The sequence below is a fragment of the Paenibacillus sp. NPDC101420 genome (assembly GCF_050277435.1).
Lineage (GTDB): Bacteria > Bacillota > Bacilli > Paenibacillales > Paenibacillaceae > Paenibacillus_AQ.
Window position 1 is genome coordinate 459,096 of record NZ_JBNNSE010000002.1, and the last position, 25,585, is coordinate 484,680.

The following is a 25,585-nucleotide window of genomic DNA, read 5'->3' on the forward strand; positions in this document are numbered from 1 at the left end:
AATAGCAGTGGCTTTGAAATTGAAGAGAGAGCATAAGCGCTATGCTATGCAAATTTGGAGTGAAATCCCTCTATTCAAACACTTTAGTCATATTGTGTTACAGAAGGGTGCATAAGACTCCTAGTTTATTGTCAAACTAACGCCAATAAGCTATCGAAAGGAGTCTTGTAGCCCTATGTACAAAAGATTAAGTGCTGTAATGTTCCCGCTGACTGCGCTGCTGTTAATTGGTGCGCTCGTGTGGGGTTATCAGGAGAATCAGGAGAAGAATGCGATCCTAATTAAGGCGGAGAACCAATATCAGCGTGCCTTTCATGATTTGTCTTACCATGTGGAGCGTCTTCATGGAGAGCTGGGAAACACACTAGCTGTTAACTCCGCTTCTAACGGGATGCACCGCAAAGGACTTGTTAATGTGTGGCGGATGACCAGTGAGGCACAAAATGAAATTAATCAGTTGCCACTCACATTACTGCCATTTAGCAAAACGGAGGAGTTTCTGTCCAAAATCTCAAACTTTTCTTATAAAGCTGGGATTCGTGATTTCGCTAAGAAGCCTTTGACAGATGGTGAATTGAGCAATTTAAAAGCATTGTATAAGAGCTCTGGAGAAATCTCAAAAGATTTGCAAGATGTTCAGAATAAAGTGATTGGTAGCCGTTTGCGCTGGATGGATGTTGAAACCGCATTGGCTACAGAGAATAAGGCACAAGATAATTCGATTATTGACGGCTTTAAGTCGGTGGACAAACGTGTCGAAGGTTACCCTGACCTGGATTGGGGTCCTTCAGTTGCAAGCATTTACGATAAACGCTCTGTAAAAATGCTCGGAGGTACCCCTGTTTCAGTTGAAGATATCAAACGTAAAGCCATTAAGTTTGCTAATGCCGGCTCGAATGCTAAGGTAGACGTTAAAGAAAACGGCAAAAATACGAAGTGGCCTTCTTATACGGCTACAGTCAGTGGTTCGAATAATAAGCAGATTATCAGTATGGATTTCACCAAAAATGGTGGTTTACTGATCTCTTATTACGATAACCGTGAGATAGGACCTGCTAAGGTGACCCTAGAAGAAGCAGTTTCCAAGGCAGAGCAGTTTCTTAAGAAAAAAGGATATCCTCATATGACTGCGGTTAATGCTGACCGTTATGATAATATCGGGAATTTAACCTTTGTAACGAGCCAAAATGATGTCTTGATTTATCCTGAGAAAATGACGATCCGTATTGGACTTGATACTGGGACAGCGGTTGGATTTGAGGCTAGCGAATATGTCAATGAGCATAAGGACAATCGTAAAATTCCAAAGCCAAAGCTGACTCTGGCGGAAGCGAAGAAATTTCTGAATTCGGATTTCAATGAGAATTACCATCGCATGGCGTGGATTAAAAATGATGACTCCGTAGAAGTCTTGACTTACGAATTTGGCGGAGAGGTAAATGGTACTCAGTATCGTATTTATCTTAATGCGGACGACGGCATTGAAGAGTCCGTGGAAGAAATCAGGCCTTCTTCAGGGGTAGAACAAAAGTGAAAAAACAGGGCGCATCCATTATTTGGATGCGCCCTTCTTTATTTTTGAAATTCAAATAATATTTATCTCATTGGGTGATATTCCCATGCTATAATCATTGTTAACTATACTGATTTGGCGGTGACATCTTTGTATCCTAAAATTAATGAATATCTATACATACAGGTTGCTTCCAGTGACGCTGCTGAAGCAGAAGTTGAATATAGATCGAGAATTGCAGAGACAGAGGACGACGCATTCCTGATTGAAATTCCTATGCAGGAGAGTGACGGTCGTCTGAAACGACTTTTTATGGGGGACGAGCTTTCGGTTTATTTTATTACTGAGGGTGGCATTAAAAATTACTTTAATACTCATGTTCTCGGGTTTAAAGAAGATGTAATTCGTATGGTCCGGATACAAAAACCAGAGGCGGATTCGATTTTCAAAATTCAGAGACGAAGCTTTTTTCGGGTGAATGCAGATCTTGAATTAGCTGTGAAGGATAGCTTTGGCAAAAAATTCCTTGTACGTACAGATGATATCGGCGGCGGAGGAACGTCTTTCTTGGTGGATCACCAAGTGAAGCTCGAGGTGGGAGCGAAATTATCCTGCTGGGTTCTAGTGCCTTATCGAAATGGTAGTATTGAGCATGTGGACTTTGAAGGTGAAGTGGTTCGGATTAAAAAGCTTGAAAACGGGCGCCAATTGGCCATGCTGAAATTTGTGGCTATTACGGATAATGAGCGTCAGAAAATAATACGTTACTGCTTTGAACGACAGTTTGATTTCCGCAACCGATAGGCATTTTTCTTAGCTCTATTAAGTGTTCTGATTTTGCACTGAAGTATAAACTGTGGTATAATTTTATAAGTCGCAGGCAATGCCTGCTTTTTTCTTGATAATATCATCAAGCATATCCATTTGTATGTGCTCCTTGATATTGCAGGAACGAACTTGACATCGCTAGATGCTTTTCTTATGAAAGAGTGTTTGAGGAGGAATGCCCCGTTGGATAGGCAGGGTACACATACTTACGACAGAATTAACGTCGCCATCGACGGACCTGCCGGGGCAGGCAAGAGTACTGTAGCCCGATTGGTAGCCCAGAAGTTGTCTTATATTTATGTCGATACAGGCGCAATGTACCGGGCAATCACCTGGTATATGATCCGAGAAGGCATAGAACCGGAAGATCAGAATCAAGTGAACCAAAAAGTTCACGATATGGTTATTGAGCTTATTCCGGAAAAAGACATCCAGAAGGTGCTGATTAATGGGGAAGACGTAACGCCGCATATTCGGAGTCTTCAGGTTAGCGGCCTTGTGTCGCAGTATTCGAAGATCGAAGGTGTAAGGTCCAGACTGAGTCATTTGCAGCGTCAGATGGCGCTTCGCAAAGGCGTTGTAATGGATGGCCGCGATATCGGTACGACCGTGCTGCCCGATGCCGAAGTAAAGATTTTTATGACGGCAAGTGTGGAAGAAAGAGCTCTCCGTCGTTATAAGGAATTGAGAGACGCGGAATCGGTGACGCTTCAGCAGCTTGAACATGATATTGCACAGCGGGATCGTCTGGATGAAGGACGGGAGATTTCACCGCTGCGACGTGCGGAAGATGCGATTCTTCTCGACACGACCTTTATGGATATCGATCAAGTCGTGGAGGCCATTGTATCCCATTGTAGATCTCATGTTGACGGGGAGAGAAATCATTTATGATTTATGTATTTTGCCGAGGATTGCTTCGCTTGATTTACGCAATTGTTTTCCCGCTTAAGATTGTGGGGGAAGAGAATGTGCCAAAGGAGGGCGGGGTGCTGCTCTGTGCCAACCATATTAGTTTGCTGGATCCGATGACTATCGGGATTAAGTTAGACCGTCAAGTAAAGTATATGGCTAAGGCAGAACTTTTTGAGGTTCCTGTGCTTGGCTGGCTCATTAACAAATTGGGTGCTTTTCCGGTCAAACGTGGTGGTGTAAGCAAAGAATCCATTAAAACGGCCCTTAACACACTTCGCGGTGGTAATGTCATGGGTATCTTCCCGGAGGGTACGCGTAACTCTGATGCCGGAGTTGCCAAGAAAGGTGCTGCAAGCTTCGCACTTCGAAGCGGTGCTGCAGTTGTTCCAGCCGCTATTGTCGGTGAGTACAAACCCTTTCGACGGATGGTTGTAGTCTATGGGGCTCCTATAGATCTCAGTCAATTTGCCGGTGCAGGAAGTGAATCTCTCGAGGCTGTTACCGATGTCATTATGGAACGCATCAATGAGATGAAGAAGTCGGGTATACCAACTGTTGGTTAAGGGATAAGCGGAATCACAAATTTCGTCCTGTGCTATGATTAAATAACGGCATAGTCGCTATTTTTTGGAACATACTATCTTCAAGTGTAATTTGTAATACCAAGCAATGCTTGTTTTGAACTCTGCTATACGCAGGTTTAAATAAATGGGGTTTTGAATCGAGGAGGCTAATCACATGTCTGAAGAAATTAAAAATCAGGAAACTACGGAGAGCAATGAAACCGTAGAAGCGGTGGAATCCGCTGTGACAGAAAATAACGGAGCTGTAGAAGAAGTTGCTGCCGTTAACGAAGAAGAAGTGACTAACCAAGCTGACTTGGAAATCATTTCTCTAAAAAAAGGCGATACCGTGAAAGGAACAATCGTCAAAATTGAAGATAACCAAGCTTATGTAAGCATTGGATATAAATACGACGGTGTGATTCCGATTCGCGAATTGTCCGCAGTACAACTGGACAACGCTGCTGCAGCAGTAGAAGTTGGACAGGAAGTAGAATGTAAAGTTGTTAGCATCAACGACAACAAGGAAAGCCTTGTTCTTTCCAAACGTGCTGTTGATAGCGAAAAATCATGGGAAGATCTTGAGAAGTACTTTGCTTCCCAAGAAGCTTTCGAAGTTACTGTGGCTGACGTTGTTAAAGGCGGTCTAGTAGCTGATGTTGGAGCACGTGGATTTATCCCAGCTTCCATGGTTGAGCGTCACTTCGTTGAAGATTTCAGCGATTACAAAGGCCGTACCCTTCGCGTTAAAGTGAAAGAACTTGACCGTGAGAACAGCAAAGTAATCCTGTCCGCTAAAGAAGTTCTTGAAGAAGAGTTCGAAGCTAATAAGCTTAAAATTATGGCTGAACTGTCTGAAGGTCAAATCATTGAAGGTACTGTACAACGTCTGACCCAATTCGGCGCATTTGTTGATGTTGGCGGAGTTGACGGTCTTGTACACGTATCCGAAATCGCTTGGAATCACGTAGAGAAGCCTTCTGATGTAGTTTCTGAAGGTGATAAAGTACGTGTTAAAGTACTTAAGGTTGATCCTGAAAAAGGAAAAATCAGCCTGAGCATTAAAGCTGCTGCTCCAGGTCCTTGGGACTCTGCTGCTGGCGAAATCAACATCGGTGATGTTGTAACAGGCGTTGTAAAACGTCTTGTGAACTTCGGAGCATTCGTTGAATTGCTTCCAGGTGTGGAAGGTCTTGTGCACATTTCACAAATCTCCCACAAACACATTGCTACTCCACACGAAGTATTGAAAGAAGGACAAGAAGTACAAGTGAAAGTACTGGACTTCAATCCATCCGAGAAACGTGTTAGCCTGAGCATCAAAGAAACTGAAGAAGCTCCAGCACCTACTGCTAGACCTGAACGCAGCAACAGCAGAGACAGAGCTCCTAAAGAAGTATTGAATAACCCTAACGTTTCTCTAAGCAACGAAGGCCTTAGCTTCACGCTTGCTGAACGTTTTGGAGACAAGTTGGACAAATTCAAAGGTAATAACTAATCCTGCTTTTTGAATATACGGGTAAAGTAATCGGCGAGCCCTCGATACGGGGGTTCGCCGATTCTCTTTTTCCAGTGACAGAAAGATTTATTGGAACTAACATGAGTGTTAGCCAATTTTAATGTTTTTTGCTATGATGAGTATCGTAAGGATGACAGGAGGAATGAATATGGCAAGACCCGTTGTGGCAATCGTTGGGAGGCCTAACGTCGGGAAATCGACGATTTTTAATCGGCTGATTGGCGATAGATTGGCCATTGTAGAAGATAAACCGGGGATTACACGTGACCGGATTTATGGTATTTCAGATTGGAACGGTAAGTCGTTCAGTGTGATTGATACCGGAGGTATTGAAATTGATGGAGATGACACGATTCTGAAATCAATCCGCGTTCAAGCGGAGCTGGCGATTGAAGAAGCGGATGTTATTGTATTTATGTGTGAGGCGAAGAGTGGTGTGACGAATTCAGATGAAGAGGTAGCTCAGATTCTGTTCCGTTCAGGTAAACCGATCGTTCTCGCCATCAATAAAGTGGATAATATGAAGCGTGCAGATGATATTTATGAGTTCTATAGCCTAGGTTTTGGAGATCCAATCGGAATTTCCGGTAGTCATGGTACAGGACTCGGTGACTTATTGGACGCTGTCGTAGAACGTCTGCCAGAGAAAATAGATGATGAATATGATGACGATGTCATTCGTGTAGCTTTGATTGGCCGTCCGAATGTAGGTAAATCCTCTTTGGTTAACGCAATTCTGGGTGAAGAACGCGTTATCGTTAGTGATATTGCTGGTACTACTCGCGATGCTATTGATACGCCTTTTGAACGTGATGGACAACGTTATGTGCTTATCGATACTGCAGGTATGCGCAAAAAAGGCAAGGTATATGAGAACATTGAGAAATACAGTGTTATGCGTGCGATGCGTGCGATTGAACGGGCTGATGTGGTTCTCGTTGTAATTAACGGTGAAGAGGGCATTATCGACCAGGACAAGCATATCGCTGGTTATGCACATGAAGCTGGTAAAGCATCTATTTTTGTTGTGAACAAATGGGATGCCATTGAGAAAGACGACAAGACTATGCAGAACTTCGAATCTAAGATTCGTGACCACTTCTTGTTTATGAGTTACGCACCGGTTGTCTTCTTGTCGGCTTTAACTAAACAGCGCCTGCAAAAACTGCTACCAGTGGTGCAGCATGTATCTCAACAGCATGCACTACGCATTACTACGCATCTGGTGAACGATGTTGTATCGGACGCCATTGCGATTAACCCTCCTCCAACTGACAAAGGCCGTCGCTTACGTATTAACTACGTAACGCAGGTTGCGGTGAAGCCACCGACGATCGTGGTGTTCGTAAATGACCCATCGCTGATGCACTTCTCCTATGAACGTTACTTGGAGAATAAAATCCGCGCGGCGTTTAATTTCGAGGGAACGCCAATCCGTCTCTTTACACGGCGCAAATCCGAAAACGAAGGTTAGGGGAGAAGAAGTGTGGCGCTTGAACTTCTGGTTATCGTTGTAAGCTATTTGCTTGGTTCTGTCAGCTTTAGTGTGCTGTTCGCCAAGCTACTAAAGGGAATTGATATCCGTCAATATGGGAGCGGCAATGCGGGGGCTACCAATACACTTCGTGTACTGGGAAAAGGTCCTGCGATATCTGTGCTAGTGCTGGATGTACTGAAGGGTGTTGCCGCAGTTTGGTTAGGAACTTGGGTAGGCGGCTGGGGAACCTGGGTTGCTGCTCTTTGCGGAATCGCTGCCATTGTCGGACATAACTGGCCGCTTTACTTTCGTTTCCGTGGGGGAAAGGGCATCGCTACTACGATCGGTGTTATGGCCACACTGTGTTTATGGCCTGCACTGCTCGCTGGTGTTATCGCCATAGGATCTATCTTTATCACTCGTTACGTGTCACTTGGCTCGTTGATTTTTGTCGCGCTGACACCGGTCTTTCTATTGTTGACAGGATTTACACAGCCTGTGCTCTGGACCAGTATTATCATTGCGGTTTTTGCCTTCTGGCGGCACCGGACGAACATTGTTAAGATTGTAGAGGGCCGTGAGAACAAGATAGGCTCAAAAGTAAAAGGAGGGAATCGTGTTGTCTGATAAAGTAACCGTACTAGTAGCGGGGAGCTGGGGAACTGCGCTGGCAAGTGTGCTGGCTGCGAATCACTCGGAAGTTTATCTGTGGACACGTAACTCTGATCAAGCTGCCGAGATCAATGGTTCTCATTTCAATAATAAGTATTTACCGGGGATTTCTCTGCCTGCAAACATCATTGCAACCACCGATCTGGAGACCGCAGTTTCCGGTTCTAAAGCGGTTGTTATTGTAGCCCCATCTTCAGGTATGCGACAGGTTGCTCGCAGTCTGAAGCCGTTCTGGAAGGATGAAATGCTATGCGTTCATGCTACGAAGGGCTTTGAGACTGAAAGCAAGAAACGGATGTCGATCGTTATTGCTGAAGAACTCGGCTGTGACGAAGGGCAGATTGTCGTTCTTTCCGGACCGAGTCATGCAGAGGAAGTAGTGCGCCTGTGTCCTACTACAGTTGTTGTGGCTTCACCTGATGATAAGCGTACTGCTGAAGCACAGGAATTGTTCATAAACAATGATTTTCGTGTATATACGAACCGTGATCAGGTAGGAGTAGAGCTTGCCGGCGCACTAAAGAATATTATTGCACTCGGTGCAGGTCTATCCGATGGTCTAGGATTTGGGGATAATGCTAAGGCGGCGCTTCTGACACGTGGACTGGCCGAGATTTCTCGGGTGGGCGTCGAGCTTGGAGCGAATCCTTTGACCTTTGCAGGGCTTGCAGGTGTTGGCGATCTTGTAGTGACTGCTACGAGCCAGCACAGCCGTAACTGGCGTGCTGGCTTTATGCTCGGGCAAGGGAAACCACTGGATGAGGTACTGGAGTCGATGGGAATGGTTGTCGAAGGTATTCGTACCACGGAGGCAGCTTATGCCATTTCCATCAAGCTAGGGGTCCAAATGCCCATTACAGATCAAATTTATCATGTCCTTTTTAAAGGTAGAAGTCCGCGTAGTGCTGTTGAGGCTCTGATGGGCCGTGATCGTAAACCTGAGCTTGAGGCAATATCTCAGGAAACTTGGGAGCAGTGGCATTCCTGATCCTGTTCACCTTTTTCCGCAAATTCTCATATGTTGTATTGGGGATTGACGGAGGAGGGATGAAAAGTGAGCAGAGATTTTTCCAAGGATGCATTGAACGCCATTAACAAAAAGGCGGGCAAGAACATTACGGAAAGTGCCGTCAAAAAGCTAGCCAGTACGGTCAAACCAGGAACTACGCAGAATGAAGCCCAGCTCCGCCAGTTAATTAAGCAGGTGTCATCGATGGCGAAAGTGCCGGTCAGTGAAGCTACTGTGCAGGAAATTGTTAATGCCGTCAAAAAAGGCGGCGCAGGTTCCGGCACAATGGAGTCTTTAATGAAAATGATGCTTAAAAAATAGCTTTAGGTTGGGTGAGCAAAAGATTCAGAATCCATGAGATTCTGTTATCTTTTGCTCTTTTTTTATTTATTGGTAAACTCTCACAGCTAAAATATCTTAATAATAATATATAAAAAATGATGTTTTTTTACAGAATAGGATAAGGTCATGATATAATAATCCCTAATATATTACAGGCGAATGGGGGCTTTGACCTTGGATCCGATGACAAAAATGTGGTTGTCCCTGATTGCAATGCTGATTATGGGACTGTCTGTATTTCTAATAACTTTTGCTCGGAGCAAAACAAAGGGACTGCTTAAAGCATTGCTATCTATCCTTGCGTTTGTCATCATGTTAGTTGGCCTATTGGGCGGAGTTGTTTCGATTATGTAAGCAGTTACATAATGTTGAGGAAGGAAGTAACATCATGAAATCGCAAAATGGCGTCACCGTTATGTTTCAACCTGAAGGTCGTAAAGCTGTGGTGAATCGTGGTATCTCGTTACTGGAGGCAGCTCGTAAAGCCGGAGTGAGCATTACCACTCGCTGTGGAGGCAAAGCAGGCTGTCTGATGTGCAAGGTTAAAATTGCGACTGAAGAGGCCACAGCGCTGAGACCGCCAGGGGATATTGAACGACGTAAGCTTGGAACTACGTTAGAAGAAGGAGTGCGTCTGGCTTGTCAGGCTGCCGTATGGAGCGATGTGACCGTTCAGGTGCCAGAAGATCCACTTAAGGCTGCTGTACGCCGTAAGCTTGAAGCTGCGCGGCGTGGGGAAGAAGATGAGCTGTGGTAGTGTTAGATTGTCACCGTGGGAGGGACTCGGTTGGAGTTTATACGAAGAAAGAAGAAGCTAAAGGCAGGAGCAAGACTTTTTCTGGTAGTGATGTCAATCGCTCTTACTCTTTCCGGATGTCTGTATCCTGGAGAAGAAAAGCGTGCTAGCGTTAATTATCGAGAAAGTGTTAAGCGGATACAAGCAGCCGTTGATGATTTTCAACAAGAGGAAGGTGTGCTTCCGATCCTTAATGCGGATGAAGCTACTCCAAGATATGAGAAGTTCCGGATAGACCTAGGCAAGCTGAACAATAAGGGATATTTGGATGATATTCCGGCTACGGCTTTTGAACAGGGCGGAAGCGCTTATTTTCTTATTTTGAATGAGGAAAGCGATCCAGTTGTTAAGGTGATGGACCTTGTTACCGTTCAAAAGGTGAATGATGTGCAGCGTCAGATTAATCGTTATAAATCAGCTCATGACGGCTCTTTGCCCGTACTAGATGAGCTATATCCTGGACTTTACACCATTGATCATAAGAAGGCAGGAACAAGCTCCATATCATTAACTAGCGTCTATTCTGGGCAGGTTCTTGATTTCATCATGGATAAGGCTGGAACGGTCTATGTAGATTATGTCTTTGATATTATTGCTGCCATCGAAAAGAATGGTGGGGAACATGACGAGAAAAAAGATTTGCGACTAGATCTGGAGGAAGCTTCCTATTACGTGCCCGTAAAGTCTTTGCCGTATCTATGGATTAACAATCAGCCTGTCCCGCAGTCTCCTAGTTGAAGTGAAAGTTAAAGCTTAAGAGCGTCTAAGCTTCGGTTATATCCGAAGGATTAGGCGTTTTTGTGTTGTTCAGATATTGCCTTAACTGAAGCTTAATTGTCTTACATAAATCGTAGATGGAATTAAGGTTCAGTTTCATAGCGCGTAAGACTGGATTGCTAGAAATGATGGTAAGAAAGGAGATTCAGCTCAAGCTAGAAATAAATCATGAAATAATCGTAACCGTATAAAATTAGAGGCAAAAGGATGTAGATGACATACGCTAAAATTTCCTTCATGCATATCCACTAAAATAGTTCTATCAATAAATCCTATCTCATATGATGGATGAGTAAGCTTCCGGGCGTCAGACGCCTTGCGGCGCGCACAACTAATTTTTAGAAATTACATTGCAAAATGCGCGATTATGGGTCATAAATTCGTTCCGGATACATATGATGATACTAGTCCAAATGCATGTCCGAGCATTCGGAGTTTAGCGCGGGGCCAGTACGTCCCGGTCGAAAGCAGCTAGGCTTCGGGCGGGCATACGATAAGTCCGGTTGATGTCCTGCAAGGGTCAGATTACCGGCGGAACGCGAAGTCGATGCTCTTCAGGCATTTTTTCTTCGGAGTAATATGAGGAGGGGATCTCTTTTGGAAAAAGTGGATATTTTCAAGGACATTGCCGAGCGTACCGGCGGAGACATTTATCTTGGCGTCGTCGGCGCGGTTCGCACGGGGAAATCGACATTTATCAAGCGCTTCATGGAAACAATTGTCCTGCCTAACATCACGAATGAGGCAGATCGGGTAAGAGCTGTGGATGAGCTTCCGCAAAGCGCAGCAGGCAAAACAATTATGACCACTGAACCTAAGTTCGTGCCTAACAACGCAGTCCAAATCAAGGTTGCGGAAGGGCTTGAGGTTAACGTTCGACTGGTAGACTGTGTGGGTTACGCTGTAGAAGGCGCTAAAGGCTACGAGGATGAGAATGGACCACGAATGATCTCTACACCTTGGTTTGAGGAGCCAATTCCTTTTCAGGAAGCGGCAGAAATCGGGACCCGTAAGGTCATCCAGGAGCATTCAACGCTTGGTGTTGTAGTAACAACAGATGGAACGATTGCAGAAATTCCGCGGAACTCGTACGTGGACTCTGAAGAGCGCGTCATTGCAGAGCTGAAGGAAGTGGGTAAGCCATTTGTGCTTGTCATTAACTCCACTCGCCCACGCAGTGAGGAAGCACAGCAGCTCCGTAGCGAGCTAGCCATCAAATACGATATCCCTGTCATGACACTCAGCGCAGCAAACATGACCGAAGAGGATGTAACAGGTGTACTGCGTGAAGTATTGTACGAATTCCCTGTTCATGAAGTAAATGTGAACTTGCCAAGCTGGGTCATGGTGCTTGGAGAGAATCACTGGCTGCGTAGTAGCTATGAGAACTCCGTTCGCGATACGGTAAAAGACATTCGCCGCTTGCGGGATGTTGACCGGCTCGTATCTCAGTTCACAGAGTATGATTTTATCGATAAAGCAGGCCTAAGTGGTATGAACATGGGTCAAGGTGTAGCAGAGATCGATCTGTATGCCCCAGAAGAGCTGTATGATCAGGTTCTGATGGAGGTAGTAGGGGTTGAAATCCGCGGTAAAGATCACTTGCTCCAGCTGATGCAGGAATTCTCACACGCGAAAAGAGAGTACGACCGTTTCTCTGAAGCTTTAGAAATGGTCAAGACTACCGGTTACGGTATTGCTGCTCCTTCACTAGCTGAAATGGCGCTAGATGAACCAGAGCTGATTCGTCAAGGCTCTCGCTTTGGGGTTCGCTTAAAGGCCACCGCACCATCTATTCATATGATTCGTGTTGATGTTGAATCTGAGTTCTCACCAATCATTGGTACAGAGAAACAAAGTGAAGAGTTGGTCCGTTATTTGATGCAGGATTTCGAGAACGACCCGATTAAGATTTGGGAATCCGATATTTTTGGGCGCTCCTTGCATTCCATTGTGAGGGAAGGTATTCAAGGCAAGATCGCGATGATGCCGGATAATGCGCGCTACAAATTGCAAGAAACGCTTGGTCGGATCATCAATGAAGGCTCAGGCGGACTTATTGCAATTATTCTCTAACTTAAATTTAAGCAGATTGGAAGAGTGGGAGAGATCCCACTCTTTTTATGCGTAAAAATAACGAAACTTGATTCCTAGTTCCTATAATAACGGTGAATCTGACTCAATTTTTTTTCTGAAAAGAAGAATTAACCTGGTCTTATAGGTCTATAAAATTAGATGGGAATTAGATGTTTATGCAAGCATAGATGATAATTTCTACTCCTTTTTTGTCTAACTGCTTGAATTTATGGATGGGCTGTATTACTATAAGTTTGTTGCGCTTCAAGGTCTATGGGCGCCAGTGTTCAGTAATAAACGGGATTATCACGTATATTTTACGTTTAAACGGAAACAGTGTATGATACCGGAAATTTACTCAGGGAGGTGAGAAAACATGAATAAATCTGATTTGATCAATGTAGTTACAGAAGCAACTGAACTTCCCAAGAAGGATGCTACTAAAGCTGTAGATGCGGTTTTCGAAGCAATTACAGAAGCGCTGCAAAGCGGTGATAAAGTACAACTGGTTGGATTCGGAAACTTTGAAGTGCGCGAACGTTCCGCACGTAAAGGCCGTAACCCACAAACTGGTGAAGAAATCGAAATTCCTGCAAGCAAGGTACCGGCATTCAAACCTGGTAAAGCGCTGAAAGACGGAATCAAATAAAGATTTCTACATATCAATCCCATAGTCTTTTTAAGTAACAACTATGCCGCCCTCCAAGGCGGCATTTGTTTTTTGGAATAGCATGGGCTGTACATTAGGTTTAGAGGAGGATCAGTGATGACGGATAAAAATACGAGCGAAAATCCGCTTCCGACAGGTAGTGACTATATTGTGGTTAAGGCCAAAGAAAATGGCGTTCAAGTCATTGGGCTAACTAGAGGTACGGATACACGCTTTCATCATACAGAGAAGCTAGACAAGGGTGAGGTGTTGATTGCCCAATTTACCGATCATACCTCAGCAATGAAAATCCGCGGAAAAGCTGAAATTTTAACGAAACACGGACAATTGGAAAGTGAAAGCTGAAAAGCAGGCATAGCCTGCTTTTTTTCAAAATATAGTAAGGGTGAATGATCATATCCACAAAAAAAGTGGGTACTATGGATAAGGGGGCGTGTCCATGAACAAAGCCTGGTTGATTGGTGCCGTATTACTCTTGACTGCGACCTCTGCTGTTATTTTGCCGAAACTGGCAGACTTAGACTCATCCGTACAGCAGAGAAATGGGACAGTGGAGACTTTTACTGGCAGCCATAACACAGTGCTGGGCAATGACAATCTTGTTGATGTTCTGGGCGCTCTTCCGTTGACCTTATCCATAGATAGCGTTGGCTGGGAAGATCATGTTCTGTCACTGGATCTGAAAGTGAGCGGGAACGATCATGAACCTGAGGAACTCTATCAAAATATGGCTCAGGCCATTTCCTTTGCTATTCAGGAAACCTCGAATGTGGATCAACTTCTACTTCGCATTGTGGTAGAAGATAAATGGCTAGGTAGCCGCCGACTGCTGTTGGCTGGTGATATCAGACGTTCTGAATGGTCTTATACGCTGCAAGATGAACTTCAGTCTGCGGGTAATCTTCCTATATCGGATCGTCTCAAAACGGGCTTCCGCATTAGTGAAACCGAGCTCTGGAAGAAACAGTTCATTTATCCTTGAATGGATTAAAAGAAACTCAGGCGTACCACAGTGCGTGACAAAAAAACATGTGATATAATAGACAAGATTGTGAACAAACGAATTATTATTATGTCAATGGCTTCGGAGGCTGAAATGAAACCGTACTGCATACCGCAACTGGCTAAACCCTACACCGACTACGACATGATTCAGAAGCATACGGATTTGCCGCCGTTTTCTGATGGCCGGGGTCATTTGTTATATATTTTTCTAAATCATGCTTCTTCTGCAAAAGGAAGTGCCGGAGAGTTGTACACGCTTGTGACAGCGCTTGTTCAACTAGGTCTGGACACGCATGAGGTCATTGACCGTTCGAATGATAGACGGGGGGGAGACCCTATGCGTTCCCGTCAATTGAAGGTACTAGCTGGCGATTACTTCAGCAGCTGGTTTTACCATTTGCTTGCAAAGAGTGATCAGATCGAGATGATTGGAATCTTGAGTAAGGCGATTGCAGATTTCAATGTCTTGAAAGCGAATCTCTACGTGAAGATGAGAGGCATACGCCTTTCGGCTGAACAATACTTGCGGCACATGGTACAGCTGAATATGCGGCTGTTCCTTTCTTTTACGCCTATGATTGAGAACTCCTTAGTGGAGCTGTGGGAAAAACTGCTGGCAGAATTCAGTCAGTGCGAGACCGTTGCTATTGAGCTTCTTCGTAGTGATGATCCTGCGAATGCAGGGAATGGCTATTGCTACTGGAAGATGATGGAGACTGCAACAGAGGAAGAACGTAAGCAACTTCAAGACCTAAACCTTGATCAGAAGGAATGGAAGATGCTAAAAATGAAATATAAATGTGATTCGCAACTGACGGACAAGCTTCATCAATCGCTTCAGTCTATTCAGGGGCTATTGCAAAGCGTTAAAGACGAGAGTTTACTTAGAGAGCTAGAGATGGCGCTGGATCGTTTTCTCCTGCAGATGAAGGTCACAGGACAAGCAGCCGTGGAGGGTTAAGGGATGACTATGGAAAAAACGACAACTGCTGTGGGTGATAACAGCAAACCAAAAGAGCAGTTTGTACATTCCGTATTTGAGAGTATTGCTGGAAAATACGATTTGATGAATGACATCCTAAGCTTTCGCCGCCACAAGGCATGGCGTAAATTCACGATGAAGAAGATGGGGATGAAGCGCGGGGATTCGGCCGTTGACCTATGTTGCGGAACCTGTGATTGGAGCATCGCTTTGGCGGAAGCCTCGCAGACTGGCAATGTAATCGGACTGGATTTCAGTGCAGGTATGCTTGAGGTAGGTCGCCGCAAAGTGGAAGAGCGCAAGCTTCAGGACCGTATTTCGCTGGTGCAGGGCAATGCTATGGAGCTACCTTTTGAAGACAATGCATTTGAATATGCAACGATTGGATTCGGTCTACGCAATGTGCCAGATCCTGTTCAAGTGCTTAACGAAATGAAGCGGGTAGTAAAACCTGGTGGAATGGTTGTATGTTTGGAGCTATCCAAGCCGATGAAACAACCGTTTAAAGGTGTATATTTCTTTTATTTCCAGCGTGTGCTTCCATTGCTGGGTAAGTTATTCGCGAAAAGGTACGAGCAATACAAATGGCTGCCAGAATCATTGGCAATGTTCCCAGACCGGGAGCAACTGGCCACTATTTTCCGTGAAACCGGACTTCAAAAAGTGGAATCCTTCCCCTTGACCGGAGGCATCGCGGCATTACATATTGGGCTCAAGGAGAACAGGAATGTTTAAGAAAATCGGTATCTTTTTACAAATGATTAAGTTTGAACATACGGTATTTGCTTTACCCTTTGCCTTTATGGGTGCTTTACTGGGATCCGTTGTCATGAATGATAGCCTCCCATCCTGGAGTCAAATTGGCTGGATTGTAATCGCTATGTTTGGAGCACGAAGTGCAGCTATGGGATTGAATCGATTGATAGACCGAATCAGTGATGCCAAGAATCCACGCACAGCGGGAAGAGCGATTCCTGCAGGGTTACTTAAGATCGGTGAAGTTGTCATTTTTATAGGCATTTCGTTTTTCTTGCTCTTTTGGGCAGCCTTTAAATTGAATCCTTTGTCAGCTAAGCTGTTACCTATCGCTGTATTCCTTCTTGTTATTTATTCATTCACTAAGCGCTTTACATGGGCATGCCATCTTATCCTCGGCCTCACCATTGCGCTTGCACCGCTGGGCGGCTGGGTAGCTGTGACCGGTAGTGTGAATTGGACTTCAATGGTATTTTACTTCACAATTGTGTTTTGGACGGCTGGTTTTGATGTTATATACTCTTGTCAGGATGTTGAATTTGATCTTAAAGAAGGCTTAAAATCCATTCCAGTGCGATTTGGGGTCCAAGGTGCACTCGTTATTGCACGTGTGTTTCACATTCTTACGGCGATTGGATTCGTATCGCTGCTGTTTTTGACGGATTTAAGCTGGTGGTATGTGGCTGGTATGATCCTCGCATATATTATTCTCTTTTATGAGCATTATATTGTATCTCCGAGTGATCTCAGTCGTTTACAGACCGCTTTTTTCACTATGAACGGCGTGCTAAGCATCGTGGTGTTCTCTTTCACTCTGATTGACTTGGTGGTGCATTTCAAAAAATGACGCTTACTAAACCGAAAAACTTCGTGGTTGGAATTACAGGGGCAAGCGGTGCTATTTATGGTATTCGTCTGATCGAAACGTTACTATCGCTAGGCTACTCCGTTCATTTGGTAGTAAGTAATGCGGGCTGGCGCGTTTTTAAAGAAGAACTAGGTTATATCGCATCAGACCGGGAAGGCTTTTTGAACGAAAAGTTCAAAGGCTATCCCGGTTCTCTACTTTATCATCCTGTCGCTGATATCGGTGCATCTATTGCAAGTGGTTCGTTTCGTGTGGAAGGGATGATTATTATGCCTTGTTCCATGGGAACATTGTCTGCGGTTGCTAATGGAACCTCCGACAATCTGATGACTCGTGCTGCTGATGTAATGCTTAAGGAAGGACGTCCACTGGTCCTTGTTCCTCGTGAGACACCTCTGCATGCTATTCATCTTGAGAATATGTTGAAGCTGTCCCGTCTGGGGGTTCGGATCATTCCGGCAATGCCGGCGTTTTACTTTGGGCCACAAAGTATGGATGATCTGATTAATTTCATGGTGGGTAAAGTGCTTGACAGCTTTAATATTGAACATCAATTATTTCGCAGATGGGGGGATTGAAAGGATGGAGAATAACAGCCACACCATCATAGGTAAAATCAGCTATACTAACTCATGGCCGGTATTTCACAATTTTCATCCCTCTGCACTGAAATATCCGGCAGAGATGGTGAGTGAGGTACCTGCCATTCTTAATCAGGGGATGAGTCGTGGAACGATTCATGTGGGTGCATTATCCTCTTTTGCGTATGCTGAAGCCAGTGATAAGTTATTGCTGTTACCTGATTTATCGGTAAGTGCGGACGGTCCTGTGAGGTCTATTTTTCTTTTTTCTCGAGTGCCTCTTGCACAGATAGGTGCAGGTACGATTGCTGTTACGAACACTTCTGCAACATCGGTAAATTTGCTGAAAATTTTAATGGAAAAGGCTTTTGGCAATAAACCAGAATATATTAGCGCTAATCCTGATTTGGATGCTATGATGCATCAAGCAGATGCATGCTTACTCATTGGTGATCATGCGATTAAAGCCTCTTGGCAGGATCAAGGGTATATCGTTACGGATCTGGCGGAGCTTTGGAAAGAATGGACGGGCTTAGGGATGACCTTTGCGGTCTGGGCAGTGAATCGAAAAGCTGCGAATGACAAACCGGAAGCCATTGCGGAGATTGCAGAAGCTTTTGCTGAGAGTAAACTGCGGGGACTAAGTGATTTAGATCCTATAGTACTTGCAGCCTGTTCGACAATTGGAGGAACTAAGTCTTATTGGGAAGGGTACTTTCGCAATTTAAGCTATGATTTTGGAGAAAGGCAGCAGAAAGGTCTGAACCTCTATTTCCGCTATGCCTATGAGATGGGTCTGCTGCCGCAGGCAGTGAAGATGGAGATTTGGAGTCATAAACTGTTGACACGGGTGAAGGAATGAAACGACTGCAAATATTCGGATTACTGAACAGAGACATGGATCAGATTGAAAAAGATTTGTACCGTAGCGTACAGGGTGATGACGACCTACTAACCGAGACTTCTCTGCATTTATTAAAAGCTGGCGGTAAAAGATTGCGTCCCGTATTTGTTTTGATGGGTGGGAAATTTGGAAAGTATGATCTTGAGAAGCTGAAGCGTGTGGCGATACCGCTAGAACTAATTCATAGCGCTTCACTAGTTCACGATGATGTCATTGACGATGCAGAACTGCGCCGAGGTGAACTTACTGTTAAGGCCAAATGGGGCGATAAAATTGCCATGTACACCGGTGACTACATATATGCGAAAGCACTGGTGATGACGACGGAGCTGAAGAATCCGCGAATTCATCAGATTTTGTCCAAGGCTATGATTGAAATGTCGATCGGTGAGATGGAACAGATTCGTGACTTCTTCAACAGTGAGCAAAGTGTGCGTCATTACCTGCGGCGGATTCGCCGCAAAACAGCGCTGTTGATTGCAGTCAGTTGCCAATTAGGTGCACTTGCTGCTGATGCTGAACCAGAGGTGGCTCGTCTACTTTATAATTATGGATACAATGTAGGGATGGCTTTCCAGATTCGTGATGATTTACTTGACCTCTCAGGCACCGAAAAGCAAATCGGTAAACCTCCAGGTAGTGATATGCGGCAAGGGAACATCACCCTTCCTGTCATTTATAGCCTGGAGGATGAAAGATTGCGAGCTCCGCTTCTTGAAGAGTTGAAGTCTATTCGTGAAGGGCACAGCACAGTAGGGCGTGCTATTGATCTTATTCTTTCTGGAGACGGAATCACCCGTTCCGAGGAGCTGGCTTCGCGATATATCGCGAAGGCACTTGCTGCACTAGATCAGTTGCCTAACAACAAGACTAAGCGTAATCTGCGCGATATTGCCTTTTTTGTAACAGGTAGAGCTTATTAGTATTTTGGTGATCATGAAATTAAACGTTTCCAGAAAGCTTGGTTTCTGTTAAGATAGCGTCAAAACAACCCAACTAATGGGAAATTGGAGAGTGCCTCTATGGAAAAGACGTATCTGATGGTCAAACCGGATGGAGTACAACGTGGATTAATTGGGCGTATTGTCTCACGCTTTGAAGATAAGGGCTTTAAGCTGGTCGCTGCAAAGCTGATTACAGTTAGTGAAGACCAAGCAAAGAGACATTATGCGGAGCATGCTGGCAAGGACTTTTTTGCAGAGTTGGTTTCTTTTATAACTTCAGGTCCAGTGTTTGCAATGGTATGGGAAGGTGATGATGTTGTAGCATTATCCCGTACGCTCATTGGTAAGACGAAGGTAGGAGAAGCCTTGCCGGGTACGATTCGAGGCGACTTTGCCAGCCATACACCGCTTAATTTAATTCATGGATCAGACTCGCCTGAAAGTGCAGAACGAGAAATTGCTAATTTCTTTACTCCAGATGAATTGAATCTTTATAACAAAGAGATCGCAGTCTGGATGTAGGAGCCAAGCGGGAGGCGGGGGATTAACATGTCTGATCGTAATGTTGCAGCATTAACAGCAGATTCAGATTACATCGGGTTTATTCATCATGTTAAGCAAAGCACCGGAATTGATCTGGCTCAGTATAAAGAAGCGCAGATGAAGCGGCGTTTAACGACTCTTCGTGTGAAGAATGGATATCAAACCTTTAGTGATTTTTTTGCAGCAATGATGAAGGACAAGGAATTATTTTATGAATTTTTGGACCGAATGACGATTAATGTCTCCGAGTTTTGGCGGAATCCGAATCGGTGGGAAGTACTGCGAGATATCATTCTTCCTGACATACAACAATCTGGTCGCAGATTGAAACTGTGGAGCGCTGCATGTTCCACTGGAGAAGAACCCTATACGCTGGCTATGATTTTATCGGATAAGAATTTATTGGGACAGACTGGTATTCTGGCTACGGATATTGACGACGGTGCGCTTTCCAAAGCAAAGCAAGGTTTGTATCTGGAACGTTCTTTAAAGGATGTGCCTAAGGATGTTGCTGCGCGTTATTTTAAACCCGAGGGTCATTTATTCAAAGTTAGCGACACGCTTAAGAAAAACATAGATTTCCGTAAACAGAACCTACTGCTGGACAAGTTCGATGAGGGTTTTGATCTTATCATTTGTCGCAATGTAATGATCTATTTTACTGAAGAGGCGAAGAATAAGCTCTACCATAAGTTCTCGGCTAGTTTACGTCCAGGCGGGTATTTGTTTGTAGGTAGTACAGAGCAGATCTTTACGCCAGCGCAATATGGCTTTGAATCGACGGAAACCTTTTTCTATCGTAAAAAATAAATACTTCTTGCTCCTTCGTCTGTGTACTTTTATAGGTATACTTTCGCTATCGTTCAGTGATACTGGGTAGTAGAATCTGTAAGCTAAGCGAAAGGATCGTTAAACCGATGGATAAAAGCAAGGTCATTGCCGCGTACAAACGAGGCTTTATTACCGTTCGTGAGTGCGGGCAAATTCTCGGTGTAGAAGAAATGCAATTGAAGCGCCTTCTGCAACTGGAAGAGCGTAAGTCTACATTTCCTTCAACAAGTCAGCGGATCGGAAGCTAACAAGTGCCGGACCGAGCCGAGGAGCGCCATTCATACTCTTTAGAGTATGAATGGCGCTTTTTCTTTACACAAAAACCAATTCATTTTGTCGCGAATAGAGTCGTTTTAGGGAGATCCCTTTCTTGTCAAAGAGGATTGCCTATACTATAATGAGCAAAGATCATTAGGATTTTAGCGGTTTACAGTTTAAAAGTATAAAAGGGGGAACGCAGCATGAGTTTGCGCTATTTAACAGCGGGGGAAACGCACGGCCCCCAGCTTACGGCCATTATTGAGGGATTGCCAAGTAATTTGACATTGGATTTTGAAGAGCTTAATTTTCAATTGCAGCGTCGACAAAAGGGTTATGGACGTGGACGTCGCATGCAGATTGAGAAAGATACGGCACAAATTGTAGGTGGAGTGCGTCATGGCTATACTACAGGTGCTCCAGTAGCCTTGGTAGTAGAGAATAAAGACTGGACCCACTGGAAGAACATCATGAATATCGAGCCTATTCCTGGCAGTGACGAAGAAAAACGCCGCGTAAATCGGCCGCGTCCTGGCCATGCAGACCTGAATGGCGGATTGAAGTACAACCATACGGATCTTCGTAACGTACTGGAGCGCTCCAGTGCTCGCGAAACAGCAGCCAGAGTAGCATGTGGCGCTGTAGCCAGACAGCTGCTTGCAGCTTTTGGCGTGAAGGTAGCAGGGCAAGTTATTCGTATCGGTGAAATTGAAGCACCTGCTAACGATCTGCCTATCGATGAGCTGATTGAGCGGACAGAACAGTCCTCTGTCAGAGTTGTCGACAAAGAAACGGAACAGAAGATGGAGGCTTACATAGATCAGATTAAGGAAGAGGGCGACTCCATCGGTGGAATCGTTGAATGTATCGTCGAAGGACTTCCTATTGGACTTGGCAGTTATGTACAGTCTGATCGGAAGCTTGACGGAGCAATCGCTGGGGCGGTAATGTCGATTAATGCATTCAAAGGCGTTGAAATCGGCATTGGGTTTGAAGCTGGCAAATTGCGTGGATCGCAAGTCCATGATGAAATTATGTATGAAGCTTCTAAAGGATACTACCGTGCAAGTAATCGCTTAGGTGGTTTTGAAGGTGGTATGACTAACGGCATGCCGGTTGTAGTTCGCGGTGTCATGAAGCCGATCCCTACCCTTTATAAACCGCTTCAAAGTGTGGATATTGACACGAAAGAACCATTTACAGCGCAAGTTGAACGCTCCGATGCTTGTGCAGTTCCAGCGGCGTGTGTTGTTCTGGAAAACGTAGTGGCTTGGGAAATCGCAAAAGCATTCCTTGATAAATTCGGTGGCGACTCACTGGAAGAAATTAAAGCGAACTATGAAAATTACCTATCACAGCTGGAGAGCTACTAATTATGCGTACTATTAATGTAGATTTGGGCGACCGCTCGTATCCTATTCTTATCGGTAGTGGTTTACTAAAGGACATCGCCCATTATTGTGCTGAGGCCGGATTTTCGGAGCGTAGTCCACTGTTAGTAGTGAGTGATACTGAAGTAGCGCCAAGGTACTTGCCGGCTCTTGAAGAAGCTTTGCGTTCTCACGGCTATACTGTGGTTAGTCACATAATGACGGCAGGTGAAGCCTCTAAATCATTAGCCGTGTATGAAGAAGTCATGACAACCGCGATTCAAGCAGGATTAGACCGCAATTCAGCAGTTCTAGCTTTAGGCGGCGGCGTGGTTGGCGATTTAGCAGGATTTGTAGCAGCAACCTATATGCGTGGAATCGGCTTTCTGCAAATTCCGACGACGATCCTAGCTCATGATAGTAGTGTGGGTGGTAAAGTGGCGGTCAATCATCCATTAGCCAAAAATATGATAGGTGCTTTTTATCAACCGTCAATGGTACTCTACGATTTGGATACACTAAGTACTCTTCCAGCACGGCAAGTGTCATCAGGTCTGGCTGAAGTGGTAAAGCACGGTCTCCTCGTGGACAAAGAGTTCGCATATTGGTGTCGTGATCATGCCGAAGAGCTGCTAGAGCTGAATGTCGAAGCCTTAGGTTATGCTTTAGAGCGTGGCTGTGCAATTAAGGCAGAGGTAGTGGCGAATGATGAGCGTGAGCATGGACTTCGAGCGATATTGAACCTTGGACATACGATTGGACATGCCATTGAAGCAGTTGGTGGGTATGGGGTGTTTCTGCACGGAGAAGCGATTGCGATTGGGATGGCGGGTTCAGCGCTATTGGCTGCGAAGCTTGGGCGGGGTACTTCCATTTATGAGGACACTGTATCTATGCTGACCGCGCTGTCACTGCCTGTACGGCTTCCTTCCGAGTATGATGAAGATGAACTGATGGACGCTATGATGCATGATAAGAAATTCAAGGAAGGCAAGATGACCTTTATCGTGCCTGATTCCATAGGCTCTGTAAGCATTGTGAACGATGTGCAGGAGTCGCTTGTGCGAGAGGTTCTCGCAGAGCTTAAGAAGGAGGGAAGACCGTGGTAAACCGAGGAATTCGCGGAGCAACAACCGTGACTAGGAACGAAGAGGCAGAGATTTTACGTGAGACCGTTATATTGCTGCGGGAGATCGTAGAACGTAATGATGTTATAGCTGAGAATATAAGCAATGTATGGATTACGATGACCAATGATCTGGATGCTACTTTTCCTGCAAGAGCTATTCGTGAGATTGAAGGCTGGGAAATGGTTCCACTTATGTGTTCAACGGAAATCCCGGTTAAAGGAAGCTTGCCGATGTGTATCCGGTTGATGGTACAGATTAATACGGATAAATCGCAGCGTGAGATTCGCCACGTTTATCTGAATGAGGCTCAGAAGCTACGTCCGGATTTATCAGAGAGCAAGTCTTAAATTATAGTTGTGGGTTGTCAATGACCCTCGTCATCATGTATAGTGTAGTTAGCCGAGTATAGAAGAGTTTAGTTTAGTTGAGATGAGTATAGTTGAGCAGAGTGCGAGAAGTTTTTTAGATTAGCATTTATCGTGTAAGCAGAGTCTTTATTTTGATATGCACTGAAGTCATTTATCAGTGATATATCTTATTTAGGGATAAGTCTGTAAACACTACATAATTATGCTAATCAATGCTCAAAAACATATACTTACTTACACAAACCCTCTACTTCGGTAGAGGGTTTTTTTGTATTTCGGAACCATTCATATATCTAAGGGGGCATCTAACAATGACGAATCCAAGTGTTCAAGAGGTGGTAAAGCTGTCGCGGGATTATAATCTGATTCCTGTTGTAAAGCGACTGCTCGCGGATATGGAAACACCTATCCGATTATTCCAACGTTTCGCTGAACGTGATCGCGCGTTCTTACTTGAAAGTGTAGAGGGTGGAAAACAATGGGCACGGTATTCGTTCATCGGTAGCGATCCCTTTTTGATGATATCCGGTAAAAAGGGTGCAATTAACGTTGAAGTCGGCGGAGAGAAGAAGCAACTATACGGAAAGCCGATTGAGGAGCTTAAAGCGTTACTTCGTTCATACCGTAGTCCTAAGCTTGACGAAATGCCTCCATTTACTGGAGGGGCTATCGGATTTTTCGGATATGATCTGCTGCAATATTATGAGAAGTTACCTCAGCATCCTGTGGATGATCTCCAAATGGATGATATAAGATTTATGTTTTGCGATCGGATCATTGTTTTTGACCATGTGAAGCAACAGATTCTGCTTGTTGGTAACCTGCATGTAAAAGACGGAGATACAGATTCGGATATCAGATCCAATTATGAAGGCCTGAGTCGTAAGCTGGAGGCTATGGCCGAAGATCTACAAAAAGAAGGCCCTAAGGAAAATGTGAATCGTCGCAGCATTCCGCAGGATATCGAGCTTGGAGAGATTCATTCTAATCTCACTAAAGAGCAGTACATCAACAATGTAGAACAGGCGAAGGAATATATTCGCTCAGGCGATATTTTTCAAGTGGTATTGTCACAGCGGTTGCATATTGAAACGGAAGTTTCTCCATTGCATGTATATCGGATGCTCAGAACTCTTAACCCCTCTCCTTATATGTACTATTTGAAAATGGACGAGGAGATTATTGTTGGCACTTCACCTGAAGCACTCGTAAAGGTAGATGGAAATCGTGTGGAGACACGGCCGATTGCTGGAACTAGACCAAGGGGTGACAGTGAAGCATCAGACCGGGCGTTTGCTGCGGAGCTCTTGGAGGATGAAAAAGAACGTGCGGAACATCTGATGCTTGTTGATCTGGGTCGTAATGATCTAGGGAGAGTATCCAAATTTGGTTCAGTAAAATGTGATTCCTTTATGGAGATTGAAAGATACTCCCATGTCATGCACATGGTATCGAATGTGTCAGGCACGCTCAGTGAGGATAAAGATTTCTTTGATGCCTTTCTCTCCTGTCTGCCTGCCGGAACGGTTTCTGGGGCACCGAAGCTGCGAGCTATGGAGATTATAGCAGAGCTGGAAAAAGAAGCTCGAGGTGCTTATGCCGGAGCAATTGGATATTTAGGGTTCTCAGGAAACATGGATTCTTGTATCACCATTCGTACCATCATCTTCCGAAAAGGTCGTGCGTACGTACAGGCCGGAGCAGGTATCGTTTGGGATTCGGTTCCCGAGAAAGAGTATGAAGAAACGGTGAATAAGGCGAAGGGGATGCTGAAAGCTATTCGTATGGCAGAAGCTATGTTTCCATCCGAAGTGAAAGAAAAACAAGTTATCAACCAAGATTATATGTACGAATATACCCCTGAACAAGTGGTTTGATTTATATAGTA

The 25,585-nt window shown here is 44.7% G+C and carries 29 protein-coding genes; all 29 read left to right on the forward strand.

Going from position 1 to position 25,585, the window contains the following annotated elements; all coding sequences use genetic code 11:
* The first annotated feature begins 175 nt into the window (after positions 1–175).
* The 29 genes from ypeB to trpE all read left to right on the forward strand — a co-directional run bounded on the left by ypeB (position 176) and on the right by trpE (position 25,574).
* Positions 176–1,534: a germination protein YpeB gene (gene ypeB, locus ACQKMP_RS10845; protein WP_427469367.1), complete on the forward strand. Its 1,359-nt coding sequence runs from the start codon at positions 176–178 to the stop codon at positions 1,532–1,534.
* Between the two features lie 129 nt (positions 1,535–1,663).
* Complete coding sequence (locus tag ACQKMP_RS10850; protein WP_427469368.1) at positions 1,664–2,317, forward strand: flagellar brake protein; 654 nt, start codon at positions 1,664–1,666, stop codon at positions 2,315–2,317.
* Positions 2,318–2,524: 207 nt separating this feature from the next.
* Positions 2,525–3,235, forward strand: a complete 711-nt coding sequence (cmk, locus tag ACQKMP_RS10855; protein WP_231573321.1) for a (d)CMP kinase — start codon at positions 2,525–2,527, stop codon at positions 3,233–3,235.
* Positions 3,232–3,819: a lysophospholipid acyltransferase family protein gene (locus ACQKMP_RS10860; protein ID WP_042190219.1), complete on the forward strand. Its 588-nt coding sequence runs from the start codon at positions 3,232–3,234 to the stop codon at positions 3,817–3,819. The genes cmk and ACQKMP_RS10860 overlap by 4 nt, the downstream gene beginning before the upstream one ends.
* A gap of 175 nt (positions 3,820–3,994) precedes the next feature.
* Positions 3,995–5,317, forward strand: coding sequence for a 30S ribosomal protein S1 (rpsA, locus tag ACQKMP_RS10865; RefSeq protein WP_256716304.1), 1,323 nt, complete (start codon positions 3,995–3,997; stop codon positions 5,315–5,317).
* A 169-nt stretch (positions 5,318–5,486) separates the two neighbouring features.
* Complete coding sequence (gene der, locus ACQKMP_RS10870; RefSeq protein ID WP_042190218.1) at positions 5,487–6,812, forward strand: ribosome biogenesis GTPase Der; 1,326 nt, start codon at positions 5,487–5,489, stop codon at positions 6,810–6,812.
* A gap of 12 nt (positions 6,813–6,824) precedes the next feature.
* Positions 6,825–7,442, forward strand: coding sequence for a glycerol-3-phosphate 1-O-acyltransferase PlsY (plsY, locus tag ACQKMP_RS10875; protein ID WP_042129592.1), 618 nt, complete (start codon positions 6,825–6,827; stop codon positions 7,440–7,442).
* Positions 7,435–8,475 (forward strand): NAD(P)H-dependent glycerol-3-phosphate dehydrogenase, encoded by a 1,041-nt coding sequence (locus tag ACQKMP_RS10880; RefSeq protein ID WP_076299572.1) that lies wholly within the window; start codon positions 7,435–7,437, stop codon positions 8,473–8,475. The genes plsY and ACQKMP_RS10880 overlap by 8 nt, the downstream gene beginning before the upstream one ends.
* Before the next feature lie 66 nt (positions 8,476–8,541).
* Positions 8,542–8,817, forward strand: coding sequence for a stage VI sporulation protein F (locus tag ACQKMP_RS10885; RefSeq protein WP_076284557.1), 276 nt, complete (start codon positions 8,542–8,544; stop codon positions 8,815–8,817).
* A 195-nt stretch (positions 8,818–9,012) separates the two neighbouring features.
* The gene (locus ACQKMP_RS10890; protein ID WP_042129589.1) at positions 9,013–9,192 is read left to right on the forward strand and encodes a DUF2768 family protein; all 180 of its coding nucleotides are present in this window, start codon (positions 9,013–9,015) and stop codon (positions 9,190–9,192) included.
* Positions 9,193–9,226: 34 nt separating this feature from the next.
* Entirely contained in the window at positions 9,227–9,595 is a 369-nt protein-coding gene (locus ACQKMP_RS10895) for a 2Fe-2S iron-sulfur cluster-binding protein (RefSeq protein WP_149646812.1), read from the forward strand.
* Positions 9,596–9,625: 30 nt separating this feature from the next.
* Positions 9,626–10,372 carry a DUF3939 domain-containing protein gene (locus ACQKMP_RS10900; RefSeq protein ID WP_256716305.1) on the forward strand — a complete coding sequence of 249 codons (747 nt, stop codon included), beginning with the start codon at positions 9,626–9,628 and terminating at the stop codon, positions 10,370–10,372.
* 636 nt (positions 10,373–11,008) lie between these two features.
* A complete protein-coding gene (spoIVA, locus tag ACQKMP_RS10905; RefSeq protein WP_042129583.1) occupies positions 11,009–12,487 on the forward strand; it encodes a stage IV sporulation protein A in 1,479 nt (492 codons plus the stop codon).
* Between the two features lie 376 nt (positions 12,488–12,863).
* A complete protein-coding gene (locus tag ACQKMP_RS10910) occupies positions 12,864–13,136 on the forward strand; it encodes an HU family DNA-binding protein (protein WP_036676223.1) in 273 nt (90 codons plus the stop codon).
* Positions 13,137–13,253: 117 nt separating this feature from the next.
* On the forward strand, positions 13,254–13,502 hold the full coding sequence (mtrB, locus tag ACQKMP_RS10915; RefSeq protein ID WP_042190204.1) for a trp RNA-binding attenuation protein MtrB: 249 nt from the start codon (positions 13,254–13,256) through the stop codon (positions 13,500–13,502).
* Positions 13,503–13,596: 94 nt separating this feature from the next.
* Complete coding sequence (locus ACQKMP_RS10920) at positions 13,597–14,139, forward strand: hypothetical protein (protein ID WP_076284560.1); 543 nt, start codon at positions 13,597–13,599, stop codon at positions 14,137–14,139.
* Between the two features lie 30 nt (positions 14,140–14,169).
* Positions 14,170–15,123 (forward strand): heptaprenyl diphosphate synthase component 1, encoded by a 954-nt coding sequence (locus ACQKMP_RS10925; protein WP_427469369.1) that lies wholly within the window; start codon positions 14,170–14,172, stop codon positions 15,121–15,123.
* A 3-nt stretch (positions 15,124–15,126) separates the two neighbouring features.
* Complete coding sequence (locus tag ACQKMP_RS10930) at positions 15,127–15,879, forward strand: demethylmenaquinone methyltransferase (protein ID WP_341145949.1); 753 nt, start codon at positions 15,127–15,129, stop codon at positions 15,877–15,879.
* Positions 15,872–16,747 carry a UbiA-like polyprenyltransferase gene (locus tag ACQKMP_RS10935; RefSeq protein WP_042190197.1) on the forward strand — a complete coding sequence of 292 codons (876 nt, stop codon included), beginning with the start codon at positions 15,872–15,874 and terminating at the stop codon, positions 16,745–16,747. The genes ACQKMP_RS10930 and ACQKMP_RS10935 overlap by 8 nt, the downstream gene beginning before the upstream one ends.
* Positions 16,744–17,346: a UbiX family flavin prenyltransferase gene (locus ACQKMP_RS10940; protein ID WP_042190195.1), complete on the forward strand. Its 603-nt coding sequence runs from the start codon at positions 16,744–16,746 to the stop codon at positions 17,344–17,346. Before ACQKMP_RS10935 ends, ACQKMP_RS10940 begins: the two co-directional genes overlap by 4 nt.
* A 4-nt stretch (positions 17,347–17,350) precedes the next feature.
* Positions 17,351–18,211: a menaquinone biosynthetic enzyme MqnA/MqnD family protein gene (locus ACQKMP_RS10945; protein WP_427469370.1), complete on the forward strand. Its 861-nt coding sequence runs from the start codon at positions 17,351–17,353 to the stop codon at positions 18,209–18,211.
* Positions 18,208–19,176, forward strand: a complete 969-nt coding sequence (locus ACQKMP_RS10950) for a polyprenyl synthetase family protein (protein ID WP_042190190.1) — start codon at positions 18,208–18,210, stop codon at positions 19,174–19,176. Before ACQKMP_RS10945 ends, ACQKMP_RS10950 begins: the two co-directional genes overlap by 4 nt.
* Positions 19,177–19,275: 99 nt before the next feature.
* Positions 19,276–19,719 (forward strand): nucleoside-diphosphate kinase, encoded by a 444-nt coding sequence (gene ndk / locus ACQKMP_RS10955; protein WP_094870061.1) that lies wholly within the window; start codon positions 19,276–19,278, stop codon positions 19,717–19,719.
* A gap of 27 nt (positions 19,720–19,746) precedes the next feature.
* Positions 19,747–20,550, forward strand: coding sequence for a CheR family methyltransferase (locus ACQKMP_RS10960; protein ID WP_076284563.1), 804 nt, complete (start codon positions 19,747–19,749; stop codon positions 20,548–20,550).
* Positions 20,551–20,657: 107 nt separating this feature from the next.
* The gene (locus tag ACQKMP_RS10965) at positions 20,658–20,819 is read left to right on the forward strand and encodes a hypothetical protein (RefSeq protein ID WP_170880309.1); all 162 of its coding nucleotides are present in this window, start codon (positions 20,658–20,660) and stop codon (positions 20,817–20,819) included.
* A 213-nt stretch (positions 20,820–21,032) separates the two neighbouring features.
* Positions 21,033–22,202, forward strand: a complete 1,170-nt coding sequence (gene aroC / locus ACQKMP_RS10970) for a chorismate synthase (RefSeq protein WP_042190184.1) — start codon at positions 21,033–21,035, stop codon at positions 22,200–22,202.
* A 2-nt stretch (positions 22,203–22,204) separates the two neighbouring features.
* Positions 22,205–23,308 carry a 3-dehydroquinate synthase gene (aroB, locus tag ACQKMP_RS10975; protein ID WP_427469371.1) on the forward strand — a complete coding sequence of 368 codons (1,104 nt, stop codon included), beginning with the start codon at positions 22,205–22,207 and terminating at the stop codon, positions 23,306–23,308.
* Positions 23,302–23,676, forward strand: a complete 375-nt coding sequence (gene aroH, locus ACQKMP_RS10980) for a chorismate mutase (RefSeq protein ID WP_427469372.1) — start codon at positions 23,302–23,304, stop codon at positions 23,674–23,676. The genes aroB and aroH overlap by 7 nt, the downstream gene beginning before the upstream one ends.
* Before the next feature lie 332 nt (positions 23,677–24,008).
* On the forward strand, positions 24,009–25,574 hold the full coding sequence (gene trpE / locus ACQKMP_RS10985) for an anthranilate synthase component I (RefSeq protein WP_427469373.1): 1,566 nt from the start codon (positions 24,009–24,011) through the stop codon (positions 25,572–25,574).
* Positions 25,575–25,585: the final 11 nt, after the last annotated feature.